This window comes from Streptomyces sp. NPDC086023, assembly GCF_044540325.1.
In the GTDB taxonomy this organism is placed as follows: Bacteria; Actinomycetota; Actinomycetes; order Streptomycetales; family Streptomycetaceae; genus Streptomyces.
This window is the reverse complement of sequence record NZ_JBITRX010000009.1, coordinates 204,317-225,339: the sequence shown is the minus strand read 5'-3', so window position 1 is coordinate 225,339 and position 21,023 is coordinate 204,317. Positions and strand designations below refer to the sequence as shown.

The 21,023-nt window shown below is 75.0% G+C and carries 20 protein-coding genes and 1 pseudogene; 9 read left to right on the top strand and 12 right to left on the bottom strand.

Annotation, left to right across the window (positions count from 1 at the left end; genetic code table 11):
• The first annotated feature begins 8 nt into the window (after positions 1–8).
• From ACIF6F_RS19720 to ACIF6F_RS19710, 3 genes are all read left to right on the top strand, one after another.
• On the top strand, positions 9–590 hold the full coding sequence (locus ACIF6F_RS19720; RefSeq protein ID WP_399948143.1) for a sigma-70 family RNA polymerase sigma factor: 582 nt from the start codon (positions 9–11) through the stop codon (positions 588–590).
• A complete protein-coding gene (locus tag ACIF6F_RS19715) occupies positions 587–1,312 on the top strand; it encodes an anti-sigma factor family protein (protein WP_399948141.1) in 726 nt (241 codons plus the stop codon). Before ACIF6F_RS19720 ends, ACIF6F_RS19715 begins: the two co-directional genes overlap by 4 nt.
• A 138-nt stretch (positions 1,313–1,450) precedes the next feature.
• A complete protein-coding gene (locus tag ACIF6F_RS19710; RefSeq protein ID WP_399948139.1) occupies positions 1,451–2,419 on the top strand; it encodes an SCO0930 family lipoprotein in 969 nt (322 codons plus the stop codon).
• Here the strand turns inward: ACIF6F_RS19710 and ACIF6F_RS19705 are convergent.
• From ACIF6F_RS19705 to ACIF6F_RS19680, 6 genes are all read right to left on the bottom strand, one after another.
• On the bottom strand, positions 2,391–3,731 hold the full coding sequence (locus tag ACIF6F_RS19705) for an LLM class flavin-dependent oxidoreductase (RefSeq protein ID WP_399948137.1): 1,341 nt from the start codon (positions 3,729–3,731) through the stop codon (positions 2,391–2,393). The two genes, ACIF6F_RS19710 and ACIF6F_RS19705, sit on opposite strands and share 29 nt — an antisense overlap.
• Before the next feature lie 77 nt (positions 3,732–3,808).
• Positions 3,809–4,732, bottom strand: coding sequence for an ABC transporter permease (locus ACIF6F_RS19700; protein ID WP_399948135.1), 924 nt, complete (start codon positions 4,730–4,732; stop codon positions 3,809–3,811).
• Complete coding sequence (locus tag ACIF6F_RS19695) at positions 4,729–5,550, bottom strand: ABC transporter ATP-binding protein (RefSeq protein ID WP_399948133.1); 822 nt, start codon at positions 5,548–5,550, stop codon at positions 4,729–4,731. The genes ACIF6F_RS19700 and ACIF6F_RS19695 overlap by 4 nt, the downstream gene beginning before the upstream one ends.
• A gap of 3 nt (positions 5,551–5,553) precedes the next feature.
• A complete protein-coding gene (locus ACIF6F_RS19690) occupies positions 5,554–6,585 on the bottom strand; it encodes an ABC transporter substrate-binding protein (RefSeq protein ID WP_399948131.1) in 1,032 nt (343 codons plus the stop codon).
• A gap of 100 nt (positions 6,586–6,685) precedes the next feature.
• Positions 6,686–7,240 (bottom strand): NADPH-dependent FMN reductase, encoded by a 555-nt coding sequence (gene ssuE, locus ACIF6F_RS19685; RefSeq protein ID WP_399948129.1) that lies wholly within the window; start codon positions 7,238–7,240, stop codon positions 6,686–6,688.
• A gap of 188 nt (positions 7,241–7,428) precedes the next feature.
• Positions 7,429–8,385: a TauD/TfdA dioxygenase family protein gene (locus tag ACIF6F_RS19680; RefSeq protein ID WP_399948127.1), complete on the bottom strand. Its 957-nt coding sequence runs from the start codon at positions 8,383–8,385 to the stop codon at positions 7,429–7,431.
• Between the two features lie 339 nt (positions 8,386–8,724).
• On the opposite strand from ACIF6F_RS19680, the gene ACIF6F_RS19675 reads away from it, so the two are divergent.
• Both ACIF6F_RS19675 and ACIF6F_RS19670 read left to right on the top strand, forming a co-directional pair.
• Positions 8,725–9,957: an ROK family protein gene (locus ACIF6F_RS19675; RefSeq protein ID WP_399948125.1), complete on the top strand. Its 1,233-nt coding sequence runs from the start codon at positions 8,725–8,727 to the stop codon at positions 9,955–9,957.
• A gap of 169 nt (positions 9,958–10,126) precedes the next feature.
• Positions 10,127–10,747: a LysE family translocator gene (locus tag ACIF6F_RS19670; RefSeq protein ID WP_399948123.1), complete on the top strand. Its 621-nt coding sequence runs from the start codon at positions 10,127–10,129 to the stop codon at positions 10,745–10,747.
• Positions 10,748–10,841: 94 nt separating this feature from the next.
• Here the strand turns inward: ACIF6F_RS19670 and ACIF6F_RS19665 are convergent, their stop codons facing one another.
• Complete coding sequence (locus tag ACIF6F_RS19665) at positions 10,842–12,221, bottom strand: glutamate decarboxylase (protein ID WP_399948121.1); 1,380 nt, start codon at positions 12,219–12,221, stop codon at positions 10,842–10,844.
• Positions 12,222–12,483: 262 nt separating this feature from the next.
• On the opposite strand from ACIF6F_RS19665, the gene ACIF6F_RS19660 reads away from it, so the two are divergent.
• Positions 12,484–13,038, top strand: a complete 555-nt coding sequence (locus ACIF6F_RS19660) for a hypothetical protein (RefSeq protein ID WP_399948119.1) — start codon at positions 12,484–12,486, stop codon at positions 13,036–13,038.
• 57 nt (positions 13,039–13,095) lie between these two features.
• Here the strand turns inward: ACIF6F_RS19660 and ACIF6F_RS19655 are convergent.
• The 3 genes and pseudogenes from ACIF6F_RS19655 to ACIF6F_RS19645 all read right to left on the bottom strand — a co-directional run bounded on the left by ACIF6F_RS19655 (position 13,096) and on the right by ACIF6F_RS19645 (position 15,235).
• Positions 13,096–13,745: pseudogene (locus ACIF6F_RS19655) on the bottom strand (hypothetical protein).
• Complete coding sequence (locus ACIF6F_RS19650; RefSeq protein ID WP_399948117.1) at positions 13,742–14,161, bottom strand: secondary thiamine-phosphate synthase enzyme YjbQ; 420 nt, start codon at positions 14,159–14,161, stop codon at positions 13,742–13,744. Before ACIF6F_RS19650 ends, ACIF6F_RS19655 begins: the two are co-directional and overlap by 4 nt.
• Positions 14,162–14,242: 81 nt before the next feature.
• Positions 14,243–15,235, bottom strand: a complete 993-nt coding sequence (locus ACIF6F_RS19645) for a class I SAM-dependent methyltransferase (protein WP_399948115.1) — start codon at positions 15,233–15,235, stop codon at positions 14,243–14,245.
• Between the two features lie 78 nt (positions 15,236–15,313).
• On the opposite strand from ACIF6F_RS19645, the gene ACIF6F_RS19640 reads away from it, so the two are divergent.
• Positions 15,314–15,937 carry a helix-turn-helix domain-containing protein gene (locus ACIF6F_RS19640; protein WP_399948112.1) on the top strand — a complete coding sequence of 208 codons (624 nt, stop codon included), beginning with the start codon at positions 15,314–15,316 and terminating at the stop codon, positions 15,935–15,937.
• A gap of 61 nt (positions 15,938–15,998) precedes the next feature.
• Positions 15,999–17,063 (top strand): NAD(P)-binding domain-containing protein, encoded by a 1,065-nt coding sequence (locus ACIF6F_RS19635; RefSeq protein ID WP_399948365.1) that lies wholly within the window; start codon positions 15,999–16,001, stop codon positions 17,061–17,063.
• A 502-nt stretch (positions 17,064–17,565) separates the two neighbouring features.
• On the opposite strand, the gene mltG is transcribed toward ACIF6F_RS19635, so the two are convergent.
• The gene (mltG, locus tag ACIF6F_RS19630; protein WP_399948110.1) at positions 17,566–18,513 is read right to left on the bottom strand and encodes an endolytic transglycosylase MltG; all 948 of its coding nucleotides are present in this window, start codon (positions 18,511–18,513) and stop codon (positions 17,566–17,568) included.
• 24 nt (positions 18,514–18,537) lie between these two features.
• The gene (locus ACIF6F_RS19625; RefSeq protein WP_399948363.1) at positions 18,538–20,370 is read right to left on the bottom strand and encodes an ABC transporter ATP-binding protein; all 1,833 of its coding nucleotides are present in this window, start codon (positions 20,368–20,370) and stop codon (positions 18,538–18,540) included.
• Between the two features lie 95 nt (positions 20,371–20,465).
• On the opposite strand from ACIF6F_RS19625, the gene ACIF6F_RS19620 reads away from it, so the two are divergent.
• Positions 20,466–21,008 carry a MarR family winged helix-turn-helix transcriptional regulator gene (locus tag ACIF6F_RS19620; protein ID WP_399948108.1) on the top strand — a complete coding sequence of 181 codons (543 nt, stop codon included), beginning with the start codon at positions 20,466–20,468 and terminating at the stop codon, positions 21,006–21,008.
• Positions 21,009–21,023 lie beyond the last annotated feature (15 nt).

Sequence of the window (21,023 nt, the reverse complement as noted above, 5' to 3'; positions counted from 1 at the left end):
AAGGTGAGATGGCCGGACCACTGCGGCCCCGCGCGCGGCGGGGATCCACCGACGAGGCGCTGATCAGGTCTCTGTACGAGGAGCACGGCAACGCGCTGCTGGCGTACGCGACGCGCCTGACGAACGACCGGGCCGCCGCCGAGGACGTGGTGCAGGAGACCTTCATCCGGGCCTGGCGGCACGCCGAGGCCATGGTCAACGGGAAGGGATCGGTCCGCGGCTGGCTGCTCACCGTGACCCGGAACATCGTCATCGACCGGACCCGGGCGCGGAACGTGCGGCCCCGGGAGGTGTCGGGCTCCCCGTCCACGCACCCGGTCGAGGACGACCACGCCGACTCGGTGGTCGACACGATGGCGGTGCTGGCGGCGATGGACCACCTGTCACCGGAACACCGCGCGGTGCTCCAGGAGTTGTACTACCGGCAGCGCAGCGTCGCGGAGGCCGCCGACTCGCTCGGCATCCCGGCGGGCACCGTCAAGTCCCGTTCGCACTACGCCCTGCGCGCCCTGCGCGAGGCGTTCACGGCAGAGCACACACCCAGCAGGCCAACCCGTCGGCCCGCCGGACTCCAGGAGGTGGTGGCATGAACCGGCAGCAGTACCAGGACGGGCACGTGAACGAACAGCTCGGCCCGTACGTCCTCGGCGTGCTGGACGACGCGGAGGCCGGCGCGGTCGAGGAGCACCTGGCCTCCTGCACGGACTGCGCGGCGGAGGTCGCGGCGTTCCGGGAACTGGAGGAGGCTCTCGGCGAGGTGCCGCCCGAGGCGTTCCTGGAGGGGCCGCCCCCGGACGGGGACCTGTTGCTCCAGCGGACCCTGCGGCAGGTGCGGGGAGAGGTGGCGCGGGCCCGGCGGACGCGGTGGGCGCTGACCGGGGTGGCCGCCGCGGCCTCCCTGGCGGCGGTGTTCTGGCTGGGCACGCAGGCCTCCGACGGGGCCCGGGACGTCGCCGTGCCCCCGACCGCTCCCACGGCGACCGCGCCGGTGCCGCCCGCGGGGACGCGGCTGGCCACGGCCACCGATCCCGGTACCGGGGCACGGATGACCGTACGGGTCGTGCCGGCCGTGAAATGGGTGCGGGTCAACGCGGCCGTCACCGGGGTGCCGCCGGGCGAGCGGTGCCGGATCGTGGTCGTGGCGCGCGACGGTACGCGGACCTCGGCGGGCGGCTGGGTGGTCGGTACGGCCGCCCACGGCGAGGGCAAGGGCGTGATGCTCGACGGCTCGGCCGCGACGGACCCGGCGGACGTGGTGGCGGTGGCCGTGGAGAACGAGGCGGGGAAGCGGTTCGTGACCGTGCCGCTGTGACCCCGCCCGGGTGCCTCCGGTGCGCTTTCCGGTGCGGCGGTCAGAAAATCCCGTGATCCGTTGAACCCCCTCCCGGGGGCCGGCGTGTGGTTGATGAGTGACCAGAACACAACGAACCACAGGATCACGGGAGTTCTCATGACGAACCGGCGCAAGCTCACCCTGGCCGTGGCCGCCTCGGCGCTGCTGATCGGCGGCGCGACGGCCTGCGGCACCGAGCGGACCACGCCCGTGGGAGCCGGTGCCCAGGCGCCGGCGAAGGCGGCCGGCGCCGCCGGCGGGTACGGGGACGGCGGGTACGGCGACGGGGGCTACGGCTCCGCGGGCGGCGGCGACGGGGCGGGGGCCGGTACGGCCTCCGGCCCGCTCGCCGTCCGCCAGGACGCCAAGCTCGGCACCCTGGTGGCCGACTCGGCCGGATTCACCCTGTACCGCTTCGACAAGGACACCGCCTCCCCCTCCCGCTCCAACTGCGCGGGCGCCTGCGCCACCGCCTGGCCCCCGGTGCCCGCCGGCACCACCCTGCCGGGGGCGGTCCCGAAGGCGGCCGTGGGCTCCGTGGACCGGGCGGACGGCACGAAGCAGCTGACCATCGGCGGCTGGCCGGTGTACCGCTTCGCCAAGGACACCGCGCCGGGCCAGACCAACGGGCAGGGCGTCGGCGGCACCTGGTTCGCCGTCACCCCCGAGGGCAAGAAGGCCGGCCAGGCCGGCGCCGGACAGGGCGGCGCGGGGGCCGGGGGTGCCGCCGCGCTGCCCGCCCTCTCCACGGTCGAGGACCAGGGCCTCGGGGCCATCCTGCGGGACGGCAAGGGCCGTACGCTCTACCGCTTCACCAAGGACACCGCCTGGCCCATGAAGTCCAACTGCCAGGGCGCCTGCCTGGAGAAGTGGAAGCCCGCCAAGCCCGTCGACGTCAACGACGTCAAGGGCGTGGACCCCAAGCTGCTGTCCGTCTACACCCGCTCCGACGGCGCCAAGCAGCTGGCCATCGACTGCTGGCCGCTGTACTGGTTCACCGGGGACACCGCGCCCGGCCAGGTCAACGGCCAGGGCGTCGGCGGCACCTGGTTCGCGGTCACGCCGCAGGGGAAGCTGGCGAAGTGACCGCCAGCCGGTTGGCGGGGCGGGCCAGCCCGTAGTGGTCCCGCAGCGTCCGGCCGGTGTACTCCGTACGGAACAGCCCACGGGCCTGGAGCAGGGGCACCACCTCGTCCACGAAGACCTCCAGGCCCCCGGGCAGGTAGGGCGGCATGATGTTGAAGCCGTCGGCCGCGCCCGCCCGGAACCACTCCTCGATCTCGTCGGCGATGCGCTCGGGGGTGCCCGCGACCACGCGGTGCCCCCGGCCGCCGCCGAGCCGCGCGATCAGCTCGCGCAGGGTGAGCCCGTCGCGCCGGGCCAGTTCGGCGACCAGGGTGAAGCGGCTCTTGTTGCCGTTGATGTCCTTCTCCTCCGGAAGTTCGGGGAGGGGGCCGTCCAGCGGCAGGCCGGTGAGGTCGGTGCCCAGCATCCCGGACAGCTGGGCCAGCCCGTACTCGGGCACCTGGAGGTCGGTGAGCTCCTGCTCCAGGGCGCGCGCCTCGGCCTCCGTGGAGCCGATGACCGGGGCGATGCCGGGGAGGATCAGCAGCTGGTCGTCGGTCCTGCCGTACCGGGGCAGCCGGGCCCTGAGGTCCTTGGCGAAGGCCTGGGCGTCGGCCAGGGTCTGCTGGGCGGTGAAGACGGCCTCCGCGTACTGGGCGGCGAACTCCTTGCCGTCCTCGGAGGAGCCGGCCTGCACGAGCAGCGGGTGGCCCTGGGGCGGGCGGGGCACGTTCAGGGCCCCCTGGACGGAGAAGTGCTCGCCCTTGTGCCCGATGGCGCGGACCTTGTCGGTGTCGGCGTACACGCCGCGCTCCCGGTCGACGAGGATCGCGTCGTCCTCCCAGCTGTCCCACAGCTTCGTGGTCACGTCGACGAACTCGCGGGCCCTGGCGTAGCGGAGGGCGTGGTCGAGGTGCTCCTCGCGGTTGAAGTTGCGGGCCTCGTCGACGGAACCGGAGGTGACGATGTTCCAGCCGGCCCGGCCGCCGCTGAGGTGGTCGAGCGAGGCGAACTTGCGGGCCGTGTGGTACGGCTCGTTGAAGGTGGTGGAGACCGTGGCGATCAGGCCGACGTGCTCGGTGACGGCGGCCAGGGCGGAGAGCAGGGTCAGGGGCTCGAAGCCGCCGAGCGCGTTGTGGCGGACCTTGCCCCACAGGGCTACCCCGTCGGCCAGGAAGACCGAGTCGAGCAGGCCGCGTTCGGCCGTGCGGGCGAGTTCCTGGAAGTAGCGCAGGTCGGTGATGCGTTCGGGCTGGGTGCGCGGGTGGCGCCAGGCGGCGTCGTGGTGTCCCGCGTTCATCAGGAAGGCGTTGAGGTGGAGCTGTCGGGGCATGCCGGCCGTCCTCGGTCGGTGGGTGGAGTGGAGTGGAGGTGCGCGGGCACGGCGGTACGCGGGCCCGGTGCGCGGGTTCAGGCGGTGAGCGGGACGCGCCACGCGGTCAGGCGGCGCTCGATGGTGACGAGGACCTGGTTGAAGCCCAGACCGATGGCGGAGATGGTGATGATCCCGGCGTACATCTGCGGGATGGCGAAGTTGAACTGCGAGGCGTTGACCAGGTAGCCGAGGCCGGCCTTGGCACCGATCATCTCGGCGGCGACCAGCACCAGGATGGACACCGCCCCGGCCAGCCGTACGCCGGTGAACACGGCCGGCACGGAGGAGGGCAGGATCACCTTGGCGAACAGCTGGTGGGTGGGCAGGTCCATCGACCGGGCCAGCTTGACCAGGGTCGGGTCCGCGGTGCGCACGGCGCTGATGGTGTTCAGCAGCACGGGCCAGGTGCAGGCGTAGACGACGATGGAGATCTTCGAGGTCTCGCCGATGCCCAGGAGCAGGACGAAGACGGGCAGCAGGGCGAGCGCGGCCGTGTTGCGGAACACTTCCAGCAGCGGGTTGAGCAGGTCGGCGACCGGCCGGTACCAGCCGATGAGCAGGCCGAGGGGTACGGCGACCCCGACGGCGATGCCGAAGCCGGCCAGCGAGCGGACCAGGCTGGCGCGGGTGTTCTCGGCGAGCTGTCCGTCGGCGGCCAGCCCCCACCAGGCCTGGGCGACCTCGCTGAAGGGCGGCAGGAAGGTCCGGTCGACCAGGCCCAGGCGCGGGGCGGTCTCCCAGAGCAGGAGCAGCGCGAGGACCGCGGCCGATTTCAGGGCGGCGTTCCGCAGGGTGGTGAGGACGCGGCGGGTGGGGGACGGACGGCGGTGCGGCGGAGACGCGTCGGGCCGGGGCAGGGCCTCGGGCACGGCTCCGGCCGTGGCGGCCGGAGCCGCTTCCGGTTCCGCGGCCGCTGCCGTCCCGTCGGTGGTCTTCGCGGGGTTCAGGGTCTGGCTCATGCGGCCACTGCCTCCTTCTCCAGCTGCTGGGCGCGGGCGACCTCGTCGTGGAGCAGCTCCCAGATCCGCCGGCGGTGGGCGGCGAACTCCGGGCTGGAGCGCACGTCCTCGGTGGTGTCGCGGGAGCCGAAGGCGACCGGGACGACCTCCTTGACCCGGCCGGGCCGGGAGGTGAGGACGGCGACCCGCTGGCCGAGGTGGACGGCCTCGTCGATGCTGTGGGTGATGAACACGATGGTCTTGCCGGTGCGCTCCCAGATGCGCAGCAGCTCGTCCTGGAGCGATTCGCGGGTCTGTGCGTCGAGCGCGGCGAACGGCTCGTCCATCAGCAGCACGTCGGGGTCGTAGGCGAGGCTGCGGGCGATCGCGACGCGCTGGCGCATGCCGCCGGAGAGCTCGTGCGGGTGCCGGTCCTCGAAGCCGGAGAGGCCCACGAGTTCCAGGTGGGCGCGGGCGCGTTCGGCACGTTCGCGGCGGGGTACGCCGGTGGCCTCCAGGCCGAAGGACACGTTGCCGAGCGCGGTGCGCCAGGGCAGCAGCGCGTACTGCTGGAAGACGATGCCGCGGTCGAGGCCGGGGCCCGTGACGGGGTTGCCGTCGAGCAGCACCCGGCCGGCTGAGGGCCGGGTGAGTCCGCCGAGGAGGTCGAGGAGGGTGGACTTGCCGCAGCCGCTGGGGCCGACGACCACCGTGAACTCGCCGGGTGCGATGGAGAGGTCGATGCCGTCGAGGGCGGTGAACTCGGGGCCGCCGCCCTTCACGGGGAAGGTCTTGGTGACCCGTTCGAAGACGATCTTCGGGGTTGCGGAGGAGGTCATGGGTCAGCCCGCCTTGCCGTAGGCGTTGTAGTCGTTGGTGTAGAGGTCGCGGGCGGTGAACTTGCCCTTGGGGACGTCACCGCGCTTGCCGAGCCAGTCGATCCACAGCTGGAAGGCCTTGTCGTCGATGCGGCCGCCGGTCTCGGCCACGCCGAAGGAGCGCCAGAACTTCAGGGCGGCCGGGTCCTCGTTGCGGCCGCGCTTGCGGACGATCTCCGTCATCCGGGCCACGACCTGCTCGCGCGGGGTGGTGCGGGTCCACTCGATGGCCTTGGCGACGCCGGTGACGAAGGTGCGGGCGGTGTCGGGGTTGGCCTTCAGGAACCGGTCGGTCATCACGTACGTGCCCGCGCTGAACGCCCCGAGCAGCTGGAAGTCCGTGAACAGCGGCCGGATGCCGCCCGTGGCCAGGGCCTTGTCGCGGAGGATGCCGCCGAGCACGCCGACCTGGATCTGCCTCTGCCGCAGCGACTGCTCGGTGTTGACCGGCGGCACCACCAGGGCCTCGACCTTGTCGATCTCGGCGCGGCTCAGGCCGTTGCGCTCCAGGTAGATCTCCAGCATCGCCTCGGCGTGGGCGCCGAGGGTGTTCATGCCGACCTTCTTGCCGATCAGGTCGCGCGGGGTGCGGATGGGGCTGTCCTCCCGCACGTAGAACCCGTTGTACGCGTACTGGTCGGATCCGTAGTAGCTGATCACGGCCTTGACGGGGGCGCCCTGGGCGGCGAGCTTGACCACGGCGCCGTTGAAGGCGCCACCGAAGTCGGTCTGGCCGGTCGCGGCGGACTGGATGTCCTGGGGGCCGCTGATCGTGTTGCCGACCCATTCGAGCTTGACGTCGCCCAGGTAGCCCAGGTCCTCGGCGAGTTCGGGGAGCGTGACGGCGCCTGCGGCGCCCTGGTAGCGCAGGGTGCGGGTCTGGCCGCCCTTGCCGCCGGCGCCGCCCGCCTCGGCCCGGCCGCAGCCGACCGCGACCGCCGAGATGCCGAGGAGGGCGAGGAACTGGCGCCGGTTCGGGGCCGTGGCGAGATGCATGTGCGTGGTCCTTCGGGGAGGAGTGGCTGGCGGGGTGTGGCGGGCTGTGCGGTGTGGAGGGCTGTGCGGTGTGGAGGGCTGCGGGTGGCGGGTGCAGGGGTCAGAGCGCCGCGCCGGCGAGTGCGGGCCGGGACGGGAGGGCCTCGACGAAGTCGTCGACGGCCTGGCCGAGGCCCACCGCGGCCTCCGGCCGCAGTCGGACCCCGCCGGGCAGGCGCTCGATGTGCGAGTCGAGCAGGAAGCGGCCGGCTACGACGTGGCGGGCGCCGAGCGCGGAGAGCACCGGCCGCAGGGCGTAGTCGATGGCCAGGACGTGGGCGAGGGAGCCGCCGGTCACCAGGGGCAGGACGGTCTTGCCCTGCAGGGCGTCCTGCGGGAGCAGGTCGAGGAAGACCTTGAGGAGGCCGGAGTACGAGGCCTTGTAGACCGGGGTGGCGACGATCAGGCCGTCGGCGGCGGCCACCGCCTCCACCGCCCGCTTGATCGCCTCGCCGTCGGTGCGGGCCGCGAGGAGCTCGTCCGCCGGCAGGTGGCGCAGGGGCAGGTGGGCGGCCGGGAACCCACCGAGCGAGAGGCGGTCGACGACGTGGTCGGCGACCAGCGCGGTGCGCGAGGCGGCCGACGGGCTGGCGGACAGGGCGAGCAGCTGGGACACGGGGGCTCCTCTGGTACGGGCCGGCGTCGGGCGGGGTGTCGGGCGCGGGAGGCAGTGGGCCCGGGGCGGGTGCCGGGCCCGGGCGGGTACCGGGCGCGGGGAGGCGGCGGGCCCGGGGCCCGGCCGGTGCCCGGGCGGGCGCCGGTGGTGCGGCGCCCGCCCCGGCTCGGGCGGGCCCGCGCCGTGGGTCAGGCGGCCGGGGCGGCGTCGCCCGCGGTGGAGCCGCCGGAGGCCACTCCGAAGGCCGGGGCGGGCACGGTCTCGGGCTCCAGGAGCCTGGAGGGCTCGCCGTCGGCGCCGACCGGCACGTCGCCGTCGATGGTCACGCGGCGCAGGGTGCGCTCGTGGGATCCGGAGTCGTCGACGCCGTAGTGCTGGGTGGCGCGGTTGTCCCAGATCGCGACGTCGCCCTCCTGCCACGACCACCGGACGGTGTTCTCCGGGCGCTCGATGTGGGCCTGGAAGACGTCGAGCAGCGCGCGGGAGTCCCTGGCGGTGAGGCCGTCGATGCGGTCCACGAAGTTGCCGAGCAGCAGAGTGCGTTCGCCGGTCTCGGGGTGCACGCGGACGACCGGGTGCTCGGTCCGGTACGTGGTGGAGCTGAACACCTCGCGGAACTGGCGCAGCAGTTCGGGGGCGGCCTCCGGGTCCAGCGCGGCGTAGTCGTAGGCGTTGGTGTGCACGGCGCGCAGGCCCTCGGCGAGGGTGCGCAGCGGGGCGGGCAGGTGGGCGTAGGCGGTGGCGGTGTTGGCCCAGAGGGTGTCGCCGCCGTACGGCGGGATCGTGACGGCGCGCAGGATGGAGAAGGCCGGGTAGGCGGGGACGAAGGTGACGTCGGTGTGCCACTGGTTGGCGCGGCCGCCGTAACGGGACTCGATGCCGAGGGAGTAACGCCCGTCGGCGGAGGGGACGGTGGGGTGCGCGACCGGCGTGCCCAGGAGGCGGGCGAAGGCCTCGTGCCCCTCCTCGTCGAGGTGGTCCTGTCCCCGGAAGAAGACGACCTTGTGGTCGAGGAGGGCGGCGCGGATCGCGGCGACGGTTCCCTCGTCGAGGTCGCCGCCGAGCTTGACGCCCTCGATCAGGGCGCCGATGCGGCCGCCGATCCGGGTGACGGTGGTGGTGTCCGAGGTCGTGACAGCGGTCATGGGGACGCTCCTTCTGATTTCTTTTCGCAGCGGAAGGAATGGGTGGTTGACTTCGCCCGTGCGGACGGAGGAGGGGGAAGTGGCCGGAACCGGTGTGGCCTTGGCCGGGAGCGTGGCAGCGGCGCGGAGGGCGGTCAAGGGCCTTCCCGGGGCGGCGGGAGGCCGCGCGACGCCCCGTACCCGCCGGTCGGGCGGAATCCGGCCAACCCGCTCCGACCTGCGCTTTCGACCCCGCGGGCGGCCGATTTCCGACGCCCGTGCCGCCGGTGCCCGAACGCCTCGGGGCCGTCCGGGATTTCACGCCGCCGCAACGGCGCGCAACATGACGGGAGGAAATCCGTGACACTCACCGGAACCGGACGGGGGCCGCGCAGGGCCGGCGACGGGCGCCGCGAGGCCAACACCGCGGCCGTGCTGCGCACCGTGCTCGACGGCGGCCCGGTCGCCCGCGGCGCCATCGCCCGCCTCTCGGGGCTGAGCCCCGCGGCGGTCTCCCGGCAGTCCACCGAACTGCTCAGGCTGGGCCTGCTGCGCGAACTCCCGGGCCTGGCCGCCCCGGCCGGGGCCGGCCGCCCCCAGGTGCCGCTGGACCTGCACACCGGCGACACCTCGGGGCCGGTGGCCGGCGCCCTGCACATCGGGGTGCCAGGCTCCACATTGGGCGTGGTCGACCTGCGGGGGCGGGTGCTCGCCCGGCACACCCTCCGGCACGACGGCCTCGGCACGGACGAGGTCCCGGCCATGGCGGCCGCCGCCCTGCGGGAGCTGCTGGCCGGGTCCGCGGGCGGCCGGCCGGTCCTGGGGGCGGGCGCCGCGATCGGGCGCTGGGTGCGGCCCGCCGAGGGGGTGGTGGTCCGCCACGACGCGCTCGGCTGGTACGACCGCCCGCTCGCCGCCGAGCTGGCCGGCCGGCTGGAGCTGCCGGTGCGGCTGGACAACCACGCCCGGGCGGTGGCCCAGTCGGAGATCCTCTTCGGCCGCCCGGAGGCCCGGCGCAGCCTGGTGCACCTGTTCGTCGGCAACGTGGTGGACGCCGCCTTCGGCATCGCCGGCGTGATCCACCAGGGTCCGGGCGCGGGTGCCGGCGACGTGGCCCACCTGCCGGTACCCGGGTCGCGTACCCCGTGTGCGTGCGGGCGTACCGGCTGCCTGGGCGCCACCGCGTCGGACACGGCCGTGGCGGCGGAGGCGGTGCGCCGCGGCATCCTGCCCCGGCCGGACGCGGCGGCACTGACGGCCGCCGCGACCGACGGCGACGCGGGGGCCCGGGAGCTGCTGCGCGAGCGGGCCCGGGCGGTGGGGCGCGCCCTGGCGCTGCTGATCGACGTGGTCAACCCGGACCTGGCCGTGGTCACCGAGCAGGCCTGCCTGGCCGATCCGGAGTACCTGGAAGAGGTCCGGGGGCAGGCGCTGGCCCACTCCCGGGTGTGCGAGGACCCGGAGCGCATCGTCACCCCGCACGCGGGTCCTGACGTGCTGGCCGTGGCGTCCGCGACGGTGCTGCTGCATCCGCTGTTCGCCGACCCCACCGGGTACGCCCTGCCGGCCCTGTCGCCCCTGCCGCCCTGCTGACCGCCCCGCACGCCCGGGCAATGCGCTGGACCGGACGAGCGGGCATGCCCCAGCCTGGGCTCATGACCGAGACCGGCCCCCTCGCGGCACCGCCCGGCCCCCTCTGCGCACTGCCGTCCGACCGCGCGATGTGCGCCTCCGGCGCGCTCGCGTGCGGGGAGGCGGGGTGATGGGCGGGCAACTGCCGGTGGCGGCCGGGGTGCTGGCCCTCCTGACCGTGGTGCCGGGGCCCGACCTGGCACTGGTCACCCGGCAGGCCGTCGGCTCGGGTCCCGGCGACGCGCTGCGCACCGTGGGCGGCGTCGCGGCCGGGCTGCTGGTGTGGGGCGCGCTCACGGTGGCGGGCCTCGCGGCGCTGCTGGCCGCCTCGGCGGGCGCCGCGCTGGTGGTACGGGTGCTGGGCGCGGCGTACCTGGTGGTGCTCGGCATCGGGGCGCTGCGACGCGGCGGCCGGTCCGCGGGCACCGGCCCGGACCCCGTCGCCCCGGCGGTGCGGGGCAATCCCTGGCGTACCGGGCTGGTGGGCAACCTCCTGAACCCGAAGATCGCGGTGTTCTACACGGGGCTGCTGCCCGCGCTGGCCCCCGCAGGCCTGCCGCCGTCCGCCGGGATGGCGCTGCTCGTGACGCTGCACGCCGGGCTCACGGTGGCCTGGCTCGGCGGGTACGTGCTGCTGCTGTCCCGCGCCCGGGCCCAGCTGTCCCGCCCCGCGGTCCGGCGCGCGCTGGACCGCCTCACGGGCGTGGTGCTGATCGCCTTCGGGCTGCGGCTGGCGGCCTCGGCGCGCTGACGGGAGGCAGGCGGCACACGGCCGGGCGCCACGCGGCACACCGACGGTCCGGCCCGCGCCGTCGCCGTGCGACGACCCGGGCGGGACCGGTGCCTCAGTGGTGGAAGCTCGGCTGCGCCGGCGGGAGGCCGCCCGCGGCCGCGGTGAGCCGGTCCACCGCGGCGCCCAGGTCCGCCGCGAGCAGGGCCACCTTGTCGCGGCTGATGCCGTGCCGGATCAGGACGCGCTGGATCACCGTCTCGTCACGGGCGGGCGGCAGCGGGTACGAGGGGACCTGCCAGCCGCGCAGCCGCAGCTGGTCGCTGAGCTGGTACAGGGTGAACGGCGCGTTCGCGTCGGCCAGCGTCCACGACACCGCCGGCAGGCCGCCCCGGCCGTCGTACAGCAGCCGGAAGGGGCCCATGCCGGCCACCGCCTCGCCGAGCGCGCGGGCGCTGGCCGCGGCCGCCTCGTACACCGCCCGGTAGCCCTCGCGGCCGAGGCGCAGCATGACGTAGTACTGGGCGATCACCGAGCCGCCGGGGCGGGAGAAGTTGAGGGCGAAGGTCGGCATGTCGCCGCCGAGGTAGCTGACCTTGAAGACCAGCTCGTCCGGCAGGTGCTCGGCCGAGCGCCAGACGATCCAGCCGACGCCGAGCGGTGCCATGCCGTACTTGTGCCCCGAGGCGTTGATCGAGACGACCCGGGGCACCCGGAAGTCCCAGGGCAGGTCGGGCTGGAGGAAGGGCGCGACGAAACCGCCGCTGGCCGCGTCGACGTGCACCGGCACGTCCAGGCCGGTCTCCGCCTGGATGGCGTCGAGTTCGGCGGCGATGGCCTCGACCGGCTCGTAGTCGCAGGTGTACGTGACGCCCAGGATCGCGACCACGCCGATGGTGTTCTCGTCGACGTACTCGCGCAGCTGGTGCGGCTGCAGGCCGGTGGCGTCGGGCTCCAGCGGCACCTGGCGCAGCTCCACGTCGAAGTAGGTGGCGAACTTCTCCCAGCACACCTGGACGGGCCCGCACACGAGGTTCGGCCGGTCCGTCGGCTTGCCCTCGGCCTGGCGGCGGGCGCGCCAGCGCCACTTCAGGGCGAGGCCGCCGAGCATGGCCGCCTCGCTGGAGCCGGTGGTGGAGCAGCCCATGGTGCTGGTGCCCTCGGGGGCGTGCCACAGGTCGGCGAGGATGTGCACGCAGCGGGACTCGATCTCCGCGGTCTGCGGGTACTCGTCCTTGTCGATCATGTTCTTGTTGAGGCACGCGTCCATGAGCGCGTGCACCTCGGGCTCGCTCCAGGTGGTGCAGAAGGTCGCCAGGTTCTGTGCCGCGTTCCCGTCCAGGGCGAGCTCGTCCTCGATGAGGGCGCGGATGATCCGTGGGTCCGCGGTGCCGTCGGGCATGCTCAGCCTGGGCAGGGTCGCCCGGCTGATCGGGGTCGCGTAGATGTCGGCGAACGCGGCGGTCGCGTCCCGCTTCGTCTCGTGCAAGGCCATGGCGGCTCCTCCGCTCGGTCGGCATCCACCGGGACCGATGCTGGTCCACCGGCCCGCCGCCCGCCCGTCCGACGAGCCGTACGGGTGAACGCGCGGCCCGCGGCGCGCCCCGAGGGGGCACAACGCCCCACATCACCCGATCCTCATACGAACCACCCATGCCGCCACCACCCGCGGGTCGCCCGGCATCGCCCCGCCCCCGCAGACCGCACGCGCCCCACCCCCACGAGCGGCACGCACCTCCACCCCGCCCGGAGCCACGATGCCCCTGCACCCACCGGCCTCCACCAGCACGGCCCGTCCTCCCGCGCCCGGGTCCGGGTCCACCAGGGCATCGGGACTGACGCTGGAGGACCGCCTGGCCCTGGCCGACGCGACGATGACCGCCCGGCTGGCCGAGGCGGCGGTGGCGTACGAGGTCAACACGGCGCACCTCCCCACCGAGCCGCTCGACCTGGCCGACGTGGTCACGCTCGCCCCCGCACCGTCGCCCCACCCCCCGGAGGACGCGTACGCGACCCCCGTCGCCGCGCTCCTCCAGCGCGCCCACCACCGGCTGGCCACCGGCGGCTGGTGCAGCGGCCGCCTCGTCGACGAGGACGGCGCGCGCTGCCTCCTCGGCGCACTCCGCGCCGAGGCCCGCGGCGACGCCGGCCTGGAGGGCACCGCAGCCGACGTCCTCCTGGACACCATCCGCCGCACCTTCGACGCGGACGTACCGTCGGTCCCCCGCTTCAACGACGCCTTCGGCTCCCCGAGCATCCCCCTCCGCACCCTCGCCCGGGCAGCCGACCGAGCCGCCGCCCAGGGCCTGTGACCACCCGTCGGCGGGGAGCACGGCCGGCGGGCTTCCGGGCGGCCGGTGCGGCTGCGGCTACGCGGGGAGCACGAGGAGCACGACGACCGAGCCGTCCGCGTCGCGGGCGATCTCGATCGCCACGTCCGTCGTGCGGCCGTTGAGCCCGACGCCGCCGCCCGCCTTGTGGAGCCGGTGCGCCGCACTCAGGAGGCGGTCGACTTCGACTGTGGAGACGGGGCGCCCAGGAACGCCTTGGTCGGCGTACCGAGTTCGACGGCCCCGCCCTCGGGCAGTCCGTCCAGGGCGCTCTGCCACCCGGCGAGGCGGCGGTCGGCCTTGCCCAGAGCCGTGCTGATCGTGTGAACCGCCGAGTCGAGTCCCAGCGAGACGCCGGGCCTGCCCTGGTCGAGCAGGATGGCGGTGGCCTTGTCGGCGGCGTGGCGGCAGCCGTCGAGTTCGCCCCGAACCGGCGGCCACCTCCGCCGGGACCACCATCCGGGACAGACCCTCGCCCGGGCCGGTCGCCCTCGCCGCAGTGCGGGACGTTCGCGCCGACCGCGTGACGCACTGCGACACGAGCTGCGCCAGGGGCTCGCCGCGTCGAGCGGGATGCCACTGCGGCGGTCGATCCGGTCGGGGAGCGGATGCCTCTCCAGCGTGACGATCGGCAGGTCGGCCGTTCTCGGCAGGAGCCTAAGCCCGGCGCCGGACGCCGGGCCGGTCAGCCCAGGAAGCTCAGGCGGACCTCGCGGTCGGGGTTGTCCTTGTTGGTGTCCACCAGGCAGACCGACTGCCAGGTGCCCAGGGCCAGACGGCCGTTGACGACCGGGAGGGTGGCGTGGGGCGGGACGAGGGCCGGGAGGACGTGGTCCCGGCCGTGGCCGGGTGAGCCGTGCCGGTGCTGCCAGCGGTCGTCGGCCGGGAGGAGGTGGTGGAGGGCGGTGAGCAGGTCGTCGTCGCTGCCCGCGCCGGTCTCGATGACCGCGATGCCGGCGGTGGCGTGCGGGACGAAGACGTTCAGCAGGCCGTCCCGGCCCGCGGCGGCGCCGGACAGGAAATCGGCGCAGGCGTCGGTCAGGTCGGTGACGGTCTCGGCGCGGCCGGTGGCGATCCGGAGGACGTGCGTCGTGAAGGGTGACATGGCTTCATCCTCGTCCATCCGCCTGCCGTTCCCGGGGCGGGCGGGGCCCGGGGCGCGGCGCCCCCGGTCCCGTGCGTCGCGTCAGGCCGCGGGGCGGCGGCCGGTGTGGACCGTGACGGCCGAGAGGAGGAAGGCGTCGGGTCGCTTCAGGAGGCCTTCCGGGGCTTCCGGGTCGAGCAGCAGATCGAGGGTCTTGCGGTCGTCCGCGGCGAGCGAGTCGCCCCGCGTGTCCCGGATCCGGGTGAGCTGTGCGTGCAGGAAGGCGCGGGCCGGTGCGGCCAGCGGGGCCGGGAGGTCGAGGAGGAGGGTGAAACTGGCGGTCTCGGTGAGTCCGGCCCGGGCCAGCATCGCGGGCCAGTCCTCCACCAGGGCCGTGCTGCCGGGGAGTTCGCCGCGCATCTCCTCGAACCAGTCCTCCTGGGCCGCGTCGAGCCGGGCCTGGAGGCCGGGACGGCCGGTGCCGATGTCACGCGGGAGGAAGCGCACCGGCAGTCCGCCCTCCGCGACGGCGAGCAGGCCGCCCGGGCGCAGTACGGCGGCCAGCGCGTCCAGCGCGCGCTGCTGGTCGCCGACGTGGTGGACGGCCTTGCTGCTCCAGACCAGGTCGGCCGTGCCGACGCCGCCCGCGCCGGGCTCCTCGGCGCCGGTGCCCAGGCCGTCGGGCAGTTCGGCGTGGCGTACGGCGATCCGCCCGCCCAGGCCGAGGCGCTCCGCGCGGGCGAGGGTGCGGTCGAGGAGGGCGGGGGTGGGGTCCACGGCGACCGCCTCCGCGGCCGGAAAGGCCTCGGCGAGTACGGAGGTCATGACGCCGGGCCCGCTGCCGACGTCGAGGACGCGGCGGACCTCGTGGGCCGGGCCGAGGAGTTCCCCGAGGCGGGCCGCGACGTCCCGCAGGACGGGAAGATGGACCTCGGCGTTCTGCTCCAGGTGGTCGGCGGGGTCGGCCCAGTCGAGGTCCGTGGTGCGGTCGTCGTGGGAGTGGCGGCCGCGGTGGAAGTGGCTGCCGTGAGAGTGGCTGCCGTGGCCGTGTCCGTGGGTGCCGGGGGTCGGGGTGGGGTCCGTGTGAGGGCTCATGTTCCGGAGCGTGCACCCGGGGCCCGGTACCGGCAAACTTTTGTTGCCGTTTCCGGGACAAGAGAGTGGAATGCCCGCATGGACGAACCCACTCCCGACCGGCCCGCGCCGTACCAGGCGGTCCTCGACGAGGTCGCCCCGCGGCTGCGCCGCCTGCGCGACCGGCACGGTCTGACCCTGGCCGCGCTGTCCGAGGCGACCGGCATCTCGAAGAGCACCCTCTCCCGGTTGGAGTCGGGGCAGCGCCGGCCGAGCCTGGAGCTCCTGCTGCCGCTCGCCCAGGCCTACCAGGTGCCGCTGGACGACCTTGTCGGCGCGCCCGAGGTCGGGGACCCGCGGGTGCGCATGTCGCCGCGCACGATGCCCCACGGCGGCACCGCCGTGGCCCTGACCCGCAGCGCGAGCCCCCTCCAGGCGTACAAGTTGGTGATCCCGGACCGGGGCAGCGAGCCGGACCTGCGCACGCACGAGGGGTACGAGTGGCTGTACGTGCTGGACGGGCGGCTGCGGCTGGTCCTCGCGGAGCACGACCTGGTGCTGGGGGCGGGCGAGGCGGCCGAGTTCGACACCCGGCTCCCCCACTGGTTCGGGAGCGCGGACGGCCGGCCCGTGGAGGTGTTGAGCCTCTTCGGCAAACAGGGCGAGCGGATGCACGTACGGGCCAGGCCGCGCAGGGAAGATCCGGGAGCACCCCGCAGTTAGTAGAACCGTGAACGACTTTGCGGCAGACCCCGTACGCACCGGCCCGGGCGCGGTCCGGGAGGTGGACGTGGCGGTCGTCGGCGCCGGCCAGGCCGGGCTGTCCGGCGCGTACCACCTGCGCCGCGCCGGGCTGGAGCCCGGGCGGGACTTCGTCGTCCTGGACCATTCGCCCCGGCCCGGCGGCGCCTGGCAGTTCCGCTGGCCCACCCTCACGTACGGGAAGGTCCACGGCATGCACGCGCTGCCCGGCATGGAGCTGGAGGGGGCGGATCCGGAGCGGCCCTCCGCCGAGGTGATCGGCGACTACTTCGCCGCGTACGAGGAGACCTTCAGCCTCGGTGTGCTGCGGCCGGTCGACGTGTCGGCGGTGCGGGAGGGCGACGGCGGACGGCTGCGGGTGGAGAGCTCGGCCGGGGTGTTCTCGGCACGGGCGCTGATCAACGCCACCGGCACGTGGGACCGGCCGTTCTGGCCGCGCTACCCCGGTCAGGAGCTGTTCCGCGGCCGCATGCTGCACACCGCCGGCTATCCGGGCCCGGCGGCCTTCGCGGGCGCCCGCGTGATCGTGGTCGGCGGGGGCACCTCCGCCGTGCAGCACCTGCTGGAGATCGCGGAGGTCGCGGCGGGGACCACCTGGGTGACCCGGCGGCCGCCGGTGTTCCGCGAGGGCCCGTTCGGCGAGGCGGAGGGCCGCGCGGCGGTCGCGCTGGTGGACCGGCGGGTGCGGCAGGGGCTGCCCCCGCAGTCGGTGGTCAGCGTGACCGGCCTGCCGCTGAACGAGACGGTGCGGCGGGGGCGGGACTCCGGGGTACTGGACCGGCGGCCGATGTTCGAGCGCCTCACCGAGACCGGGGCGGCCTGGGCCGACGGCACGCGCGTGGACGCGGACGTGATCCTCTGGGCCACCGGCTTCCGCGCGGCCGTCGACCACCTGGCCCCGCTGCGGCTGCGCGAGCCGGGCGGCGGCATCCGCGTCGAGGGCACCAGGGCGGTCCGCGACGAACGGGTGCACCTGGTCGGCTACGGACCTTCGGCGAGCACCGTCGGCGCCAACCGCGCCGGCGCCACGGCGGTCCGCGACATCCGCCGGCTGCTGGCCCGCGCGGAACACCCGGTGCCGGCCTGAGCCGCCCTCCGGCACGGGACACGGATCAGCGCCGCGGTACGCCCCCCAGCCGCGGCACGCCCGGCCCACCCCCGGCCGCGCCACGGCCCCGCTCGTGGCACCGGCTCGTGGCGCCGGCACCGGCGCGGTGCCCCGGCTCAGGGCGGCGCGGTGCGGCGCGCGAGCGTGCGTACGTGCGGCGGGTTCGGCGACCGCGGCGGCGCCGGCCGCGGACCCGGCGCGGCCTGGTTCCCGGCCGCGCCTTCTCCGGCCTCCGGCCCGACGGGACGGGCCCGGGCGGTGGGCGGTGGGCGGTGGGCGGTGGGCCACAGGCGGCACGCGGGGCACGCGGCGGCACGCGGCCCCCGTCCGTGGGCCCGGGTGTCGGTCCCACGCCCGGGCCGAGCCCCGCCTGGGGCGGCGGTGGCCCGGCCCGCGAGGACCTCAAGCTCCCGGGGCGCCTGTCCCTGAAGGGGCTTCGGGCCTCCAGGGCGCAGGGGAGAGGCACCAGGGCCGACGGCTCTCAGCCCGTGCCGGCCTTCGCCGCGCGGCGTTCCGCGTTGAAGGCCGCCACGTGCTGCCGGTGTTCCTCGTACGTGGCGCTGAAGCGAGTGTCGCCCGGGCGGACGGTGACGGAGAACAGCCAGTCGCCGGCCGCCGGGGACACCGCCGCGCGCAGGGCTGCGAGGCCCGGGTTGCCGATCGGGGTGGGCGGGAGGCCCTGGCGGCGGTAGGTGTTGAAGGGGCTGTCCAGGCGGGTCTCGGCCAGGCTGACGTCGAGGGTGTGCCGGTCCAGCGCGTAGTTGAGCGTGGAGTCCATCTGGAGCGGCATCGAGCGGGCCAGCCGGTTGTGGATCACCCGCGCCACGCGGGGGCGGTCGGCGGGGGCGTCCGCCTCCGCCTCGATCACGCTGGCCAGCGTCGCGACCTGGTACGGCGTCATCCCCTGGGCCCGGCCCGCTCCGGCGATCCCGGCACCCGCCAGCCGCGCGTTGGCCGTGTCGACCATGTACCGGAGGAGCCCCTCCGGCGTCGTCTTCGAGGTGACCGGGTAGGTCGCCGGGAAGAGGAACCCCTCGGGGTTGCCCTTGGCCTCGGGTGGCAGGGCGAGCCCCGCGCGCGGGACGGCGGCCCGGGTGGTGCCGGGCGCCAGGCCCAGGGCCCGGTCCACGGCGGCGTACACCTGCGGGGCGCGCCAGCCCTCCGGGACGAGCAGCCGGCGCGGCTGCTCGGGCGGCGCGTCGCCGCCGGTCAGCCGGGGTACGAGCACCAGGAAGCCGGTGCCGGCGAGCATGGCCAGGAACAGCAGCAGCCGGCCGCGCCGGGTCAGCCGGGAGCGTCGGCGCGGCGGCCGGCCGGGGCCGGCGGCGCGCCAGGAGGAACCGGACGGCCCGGCGGGCCCAAGGGAGCCGAGGGGGTCGTGGGAGCCGAGGGGGCCGGGACGGGAGCGGCCGGGGCGGGAGCGGCGCATGCGGGCACGCTAACCCGCCGACCGTTACATTTCCGGCATTGCGGGCGCCAGCTCGGCATCCCGGCGGACCAGGGCGGCGTACCGGCCGTCGGCGGCCAGCAGCTCCCGGTGGGTGCCCCGCTCGACGATGCGCCCGGAGTCCAGGACCACGATCTGGTCGGCGTCGCGCACCGTGGAGAGCCGGTGGGCGATGGTGATGGTGGTGCGGCCGCGCGAGAGGGAGTCGATCGCCGTCTGGACGGCGTGCTCGGTCCGGGTGTCGAGGGCGCTGGTGGCCTCGTCGAGGATCAGCACCGGCGGGTCGCGCAGGATGGTGCGGGCGATGGCCAGGCGCTGCTTCTCGCCGCCGGAGAAGCGATATCCGCGCTCGCCGACCAGGGTGTCGTACCCGTCGGGCAGTCCCGCGATGTGGTCGTGGATCTGCGCGGCGCGCGCGGCCTCCTCGATCTCCTCGTCGGTGGCGTCCGGCTTGGCGAATCGGAGGTTGTCGGCGACGGAGGCGTGGAAGAGGTACGTCTCCTGGGAGACCACGCCCACCGAGCGGGCGAGGGAGTCGAAGTCCAGGTCGCGCACGTCCACCCCGTCGAGGGTGACCCGGCCGCCCGTCACGTCGTACAGCCGCGGCACGAGGTAGCTGAGGGTGCTCTTGCCGGAGCCGGTGGGGCCGACCACGGCCAGGGAGCCGCCTGCGGGGACGGTGATGTCCAGGCCGGTGAGGGTGGGGCCGTGCTGGGGGTCGTAGGCGAAGTCCACGTCCTCGAAGCGCAGCTCGCCCTTGACGGTCTCCAGGCGGACGGGGTCGGGCCGTTCGGTGATGTCCACCGGCAGGTCGAGGTACTCGAAGATCCTCGCGAACAGGGCGAGGGAGGTCTGCATCTGCACGCCGGTGGACAGCAGGCTCACGGCGGGCCGGAAGAGGCCCTGCTGGAGGGTGACGAAGGCGACCAGGGTGCCCACGGAGAGCGAGGGGGCGCCGGACTGGAGGGCGATGCCGGCGGCCCAGTAGATCAGGGCGGGCATGGCGGCCATCACGATGCCGATGGTGGACATGCGCCAGCGGCCCGCCATGCTGGAGCGGACCTCCAGGGAGACCAGCCGCTCGGACTCCTCCGCGAAGGACCGGGTGAGGGAGTCGGCACGGCCCATGGTGCGGCCGAGCAGGATGCCGCTGACCGAGAGGGACTCGGTGACGGTGGCGGCCATGGCGGCCATCTGCTTCTGGCGCTGGGTGGTGATCTTCTTGCGCTCGCGGCCGACCCGGCGGCTGATCCACACGAAGACGGGCAGCAGGAGCAGCGAGACCAGGGTGAGCCGCCAGTCGAGCGCGAGCATGGCGACGACCGAGGCGACCACCGCGGTCAGGTTGGAGACCAGCGAGGTCGCGGTGGAGGTGACCGTGGCCTGCATGCCGCCGATGTCGTTGGCGATGCGGGACTGCACCTCGCCGGTGCGGGTCCGGGTGAAGAAGGCCAGCGGCATCCGCTGCAGCTGGGCGTAGACGGCGGTGCGCAGGTCGTGCATGACGCGCTGGCCGACGGTGGTGGAGATGAGGGTCTGGAGCACGCCGAAGACGCTGGTGACGACCGCGGTGGCGATCATTCCGAGGGCGAGCAGGCTGAGCAGTCCGGTGCGGCCCTCGGGGATGGCGGTGTCGAGGATCTCGCGCAGCAGGAACGGCGAGGCCACCGAGACCAGCGAGGACGCGGCGACGAGCAGGCCGACCAGCGCGAGCCGGCCGCGGTACGGGCGGAAGAGGCGCACGATGCGGCGGAGTTCGCGGGGCTGACCGTCCGGGTCGGGGCGGCTGGGATCGAGGGGGCGGGACGCGGGGGTCCAGTCGGGTCCGTGCGGGTGCATGGGCTCCTTCAGGAGGTGCGGCGACAGTGCCATGGGGAGCGTAGCTCATTGTTACCTATACTCACAATGAACATGGTCCTGATAGGGTTCCCCGCATGAGCAGCACCGCGCCCGCCGCCTCTCCGGAGCCCGGACCCGGACCTGAGCCCGGACCCGAAGCGGAGCCCGCGCCCGGTCCCGACCGCCCCGCCGGTCCGGACCCGGCCTCCGACGCCGACGGCCTGCTGGCCGAGCAGTTGCTGCGGGTCACCCGCCGGCTGCACCGCATCCAGAAGCGCCACCTGGAGCCGCTCGGCATCACCCCCGCCCAGTCCCGGCTGCTGCGCACCGTGGCCCACTGGGACGCGCCGCCCCGGATGGCCGACCTGGCCGCCCGTCTGGAGGTCGTCCCCCGCGCGGTGACCAGCCTGGTCGACGGCCTGGAGGCGGCCGACTGCGTACGCCGCGCCCCCGACCCGGCCAACCGCCGCGTGGTCCGCGTGGAGCTCACCGACACCGGCCGCGCCACGCTGCGCCGGCTGCGCAACGCGCGGCGGGAGGCGGCAGAGGAGATCCTGGCTCCGTTGACCGCGGGCCAGCGCGAGGTGCTCGGCGGTCTGCTGACCGCTCTGGCCGAGGGGCCCGAGCCGCGCTGCTGAGAAGGCGAGGGGTCG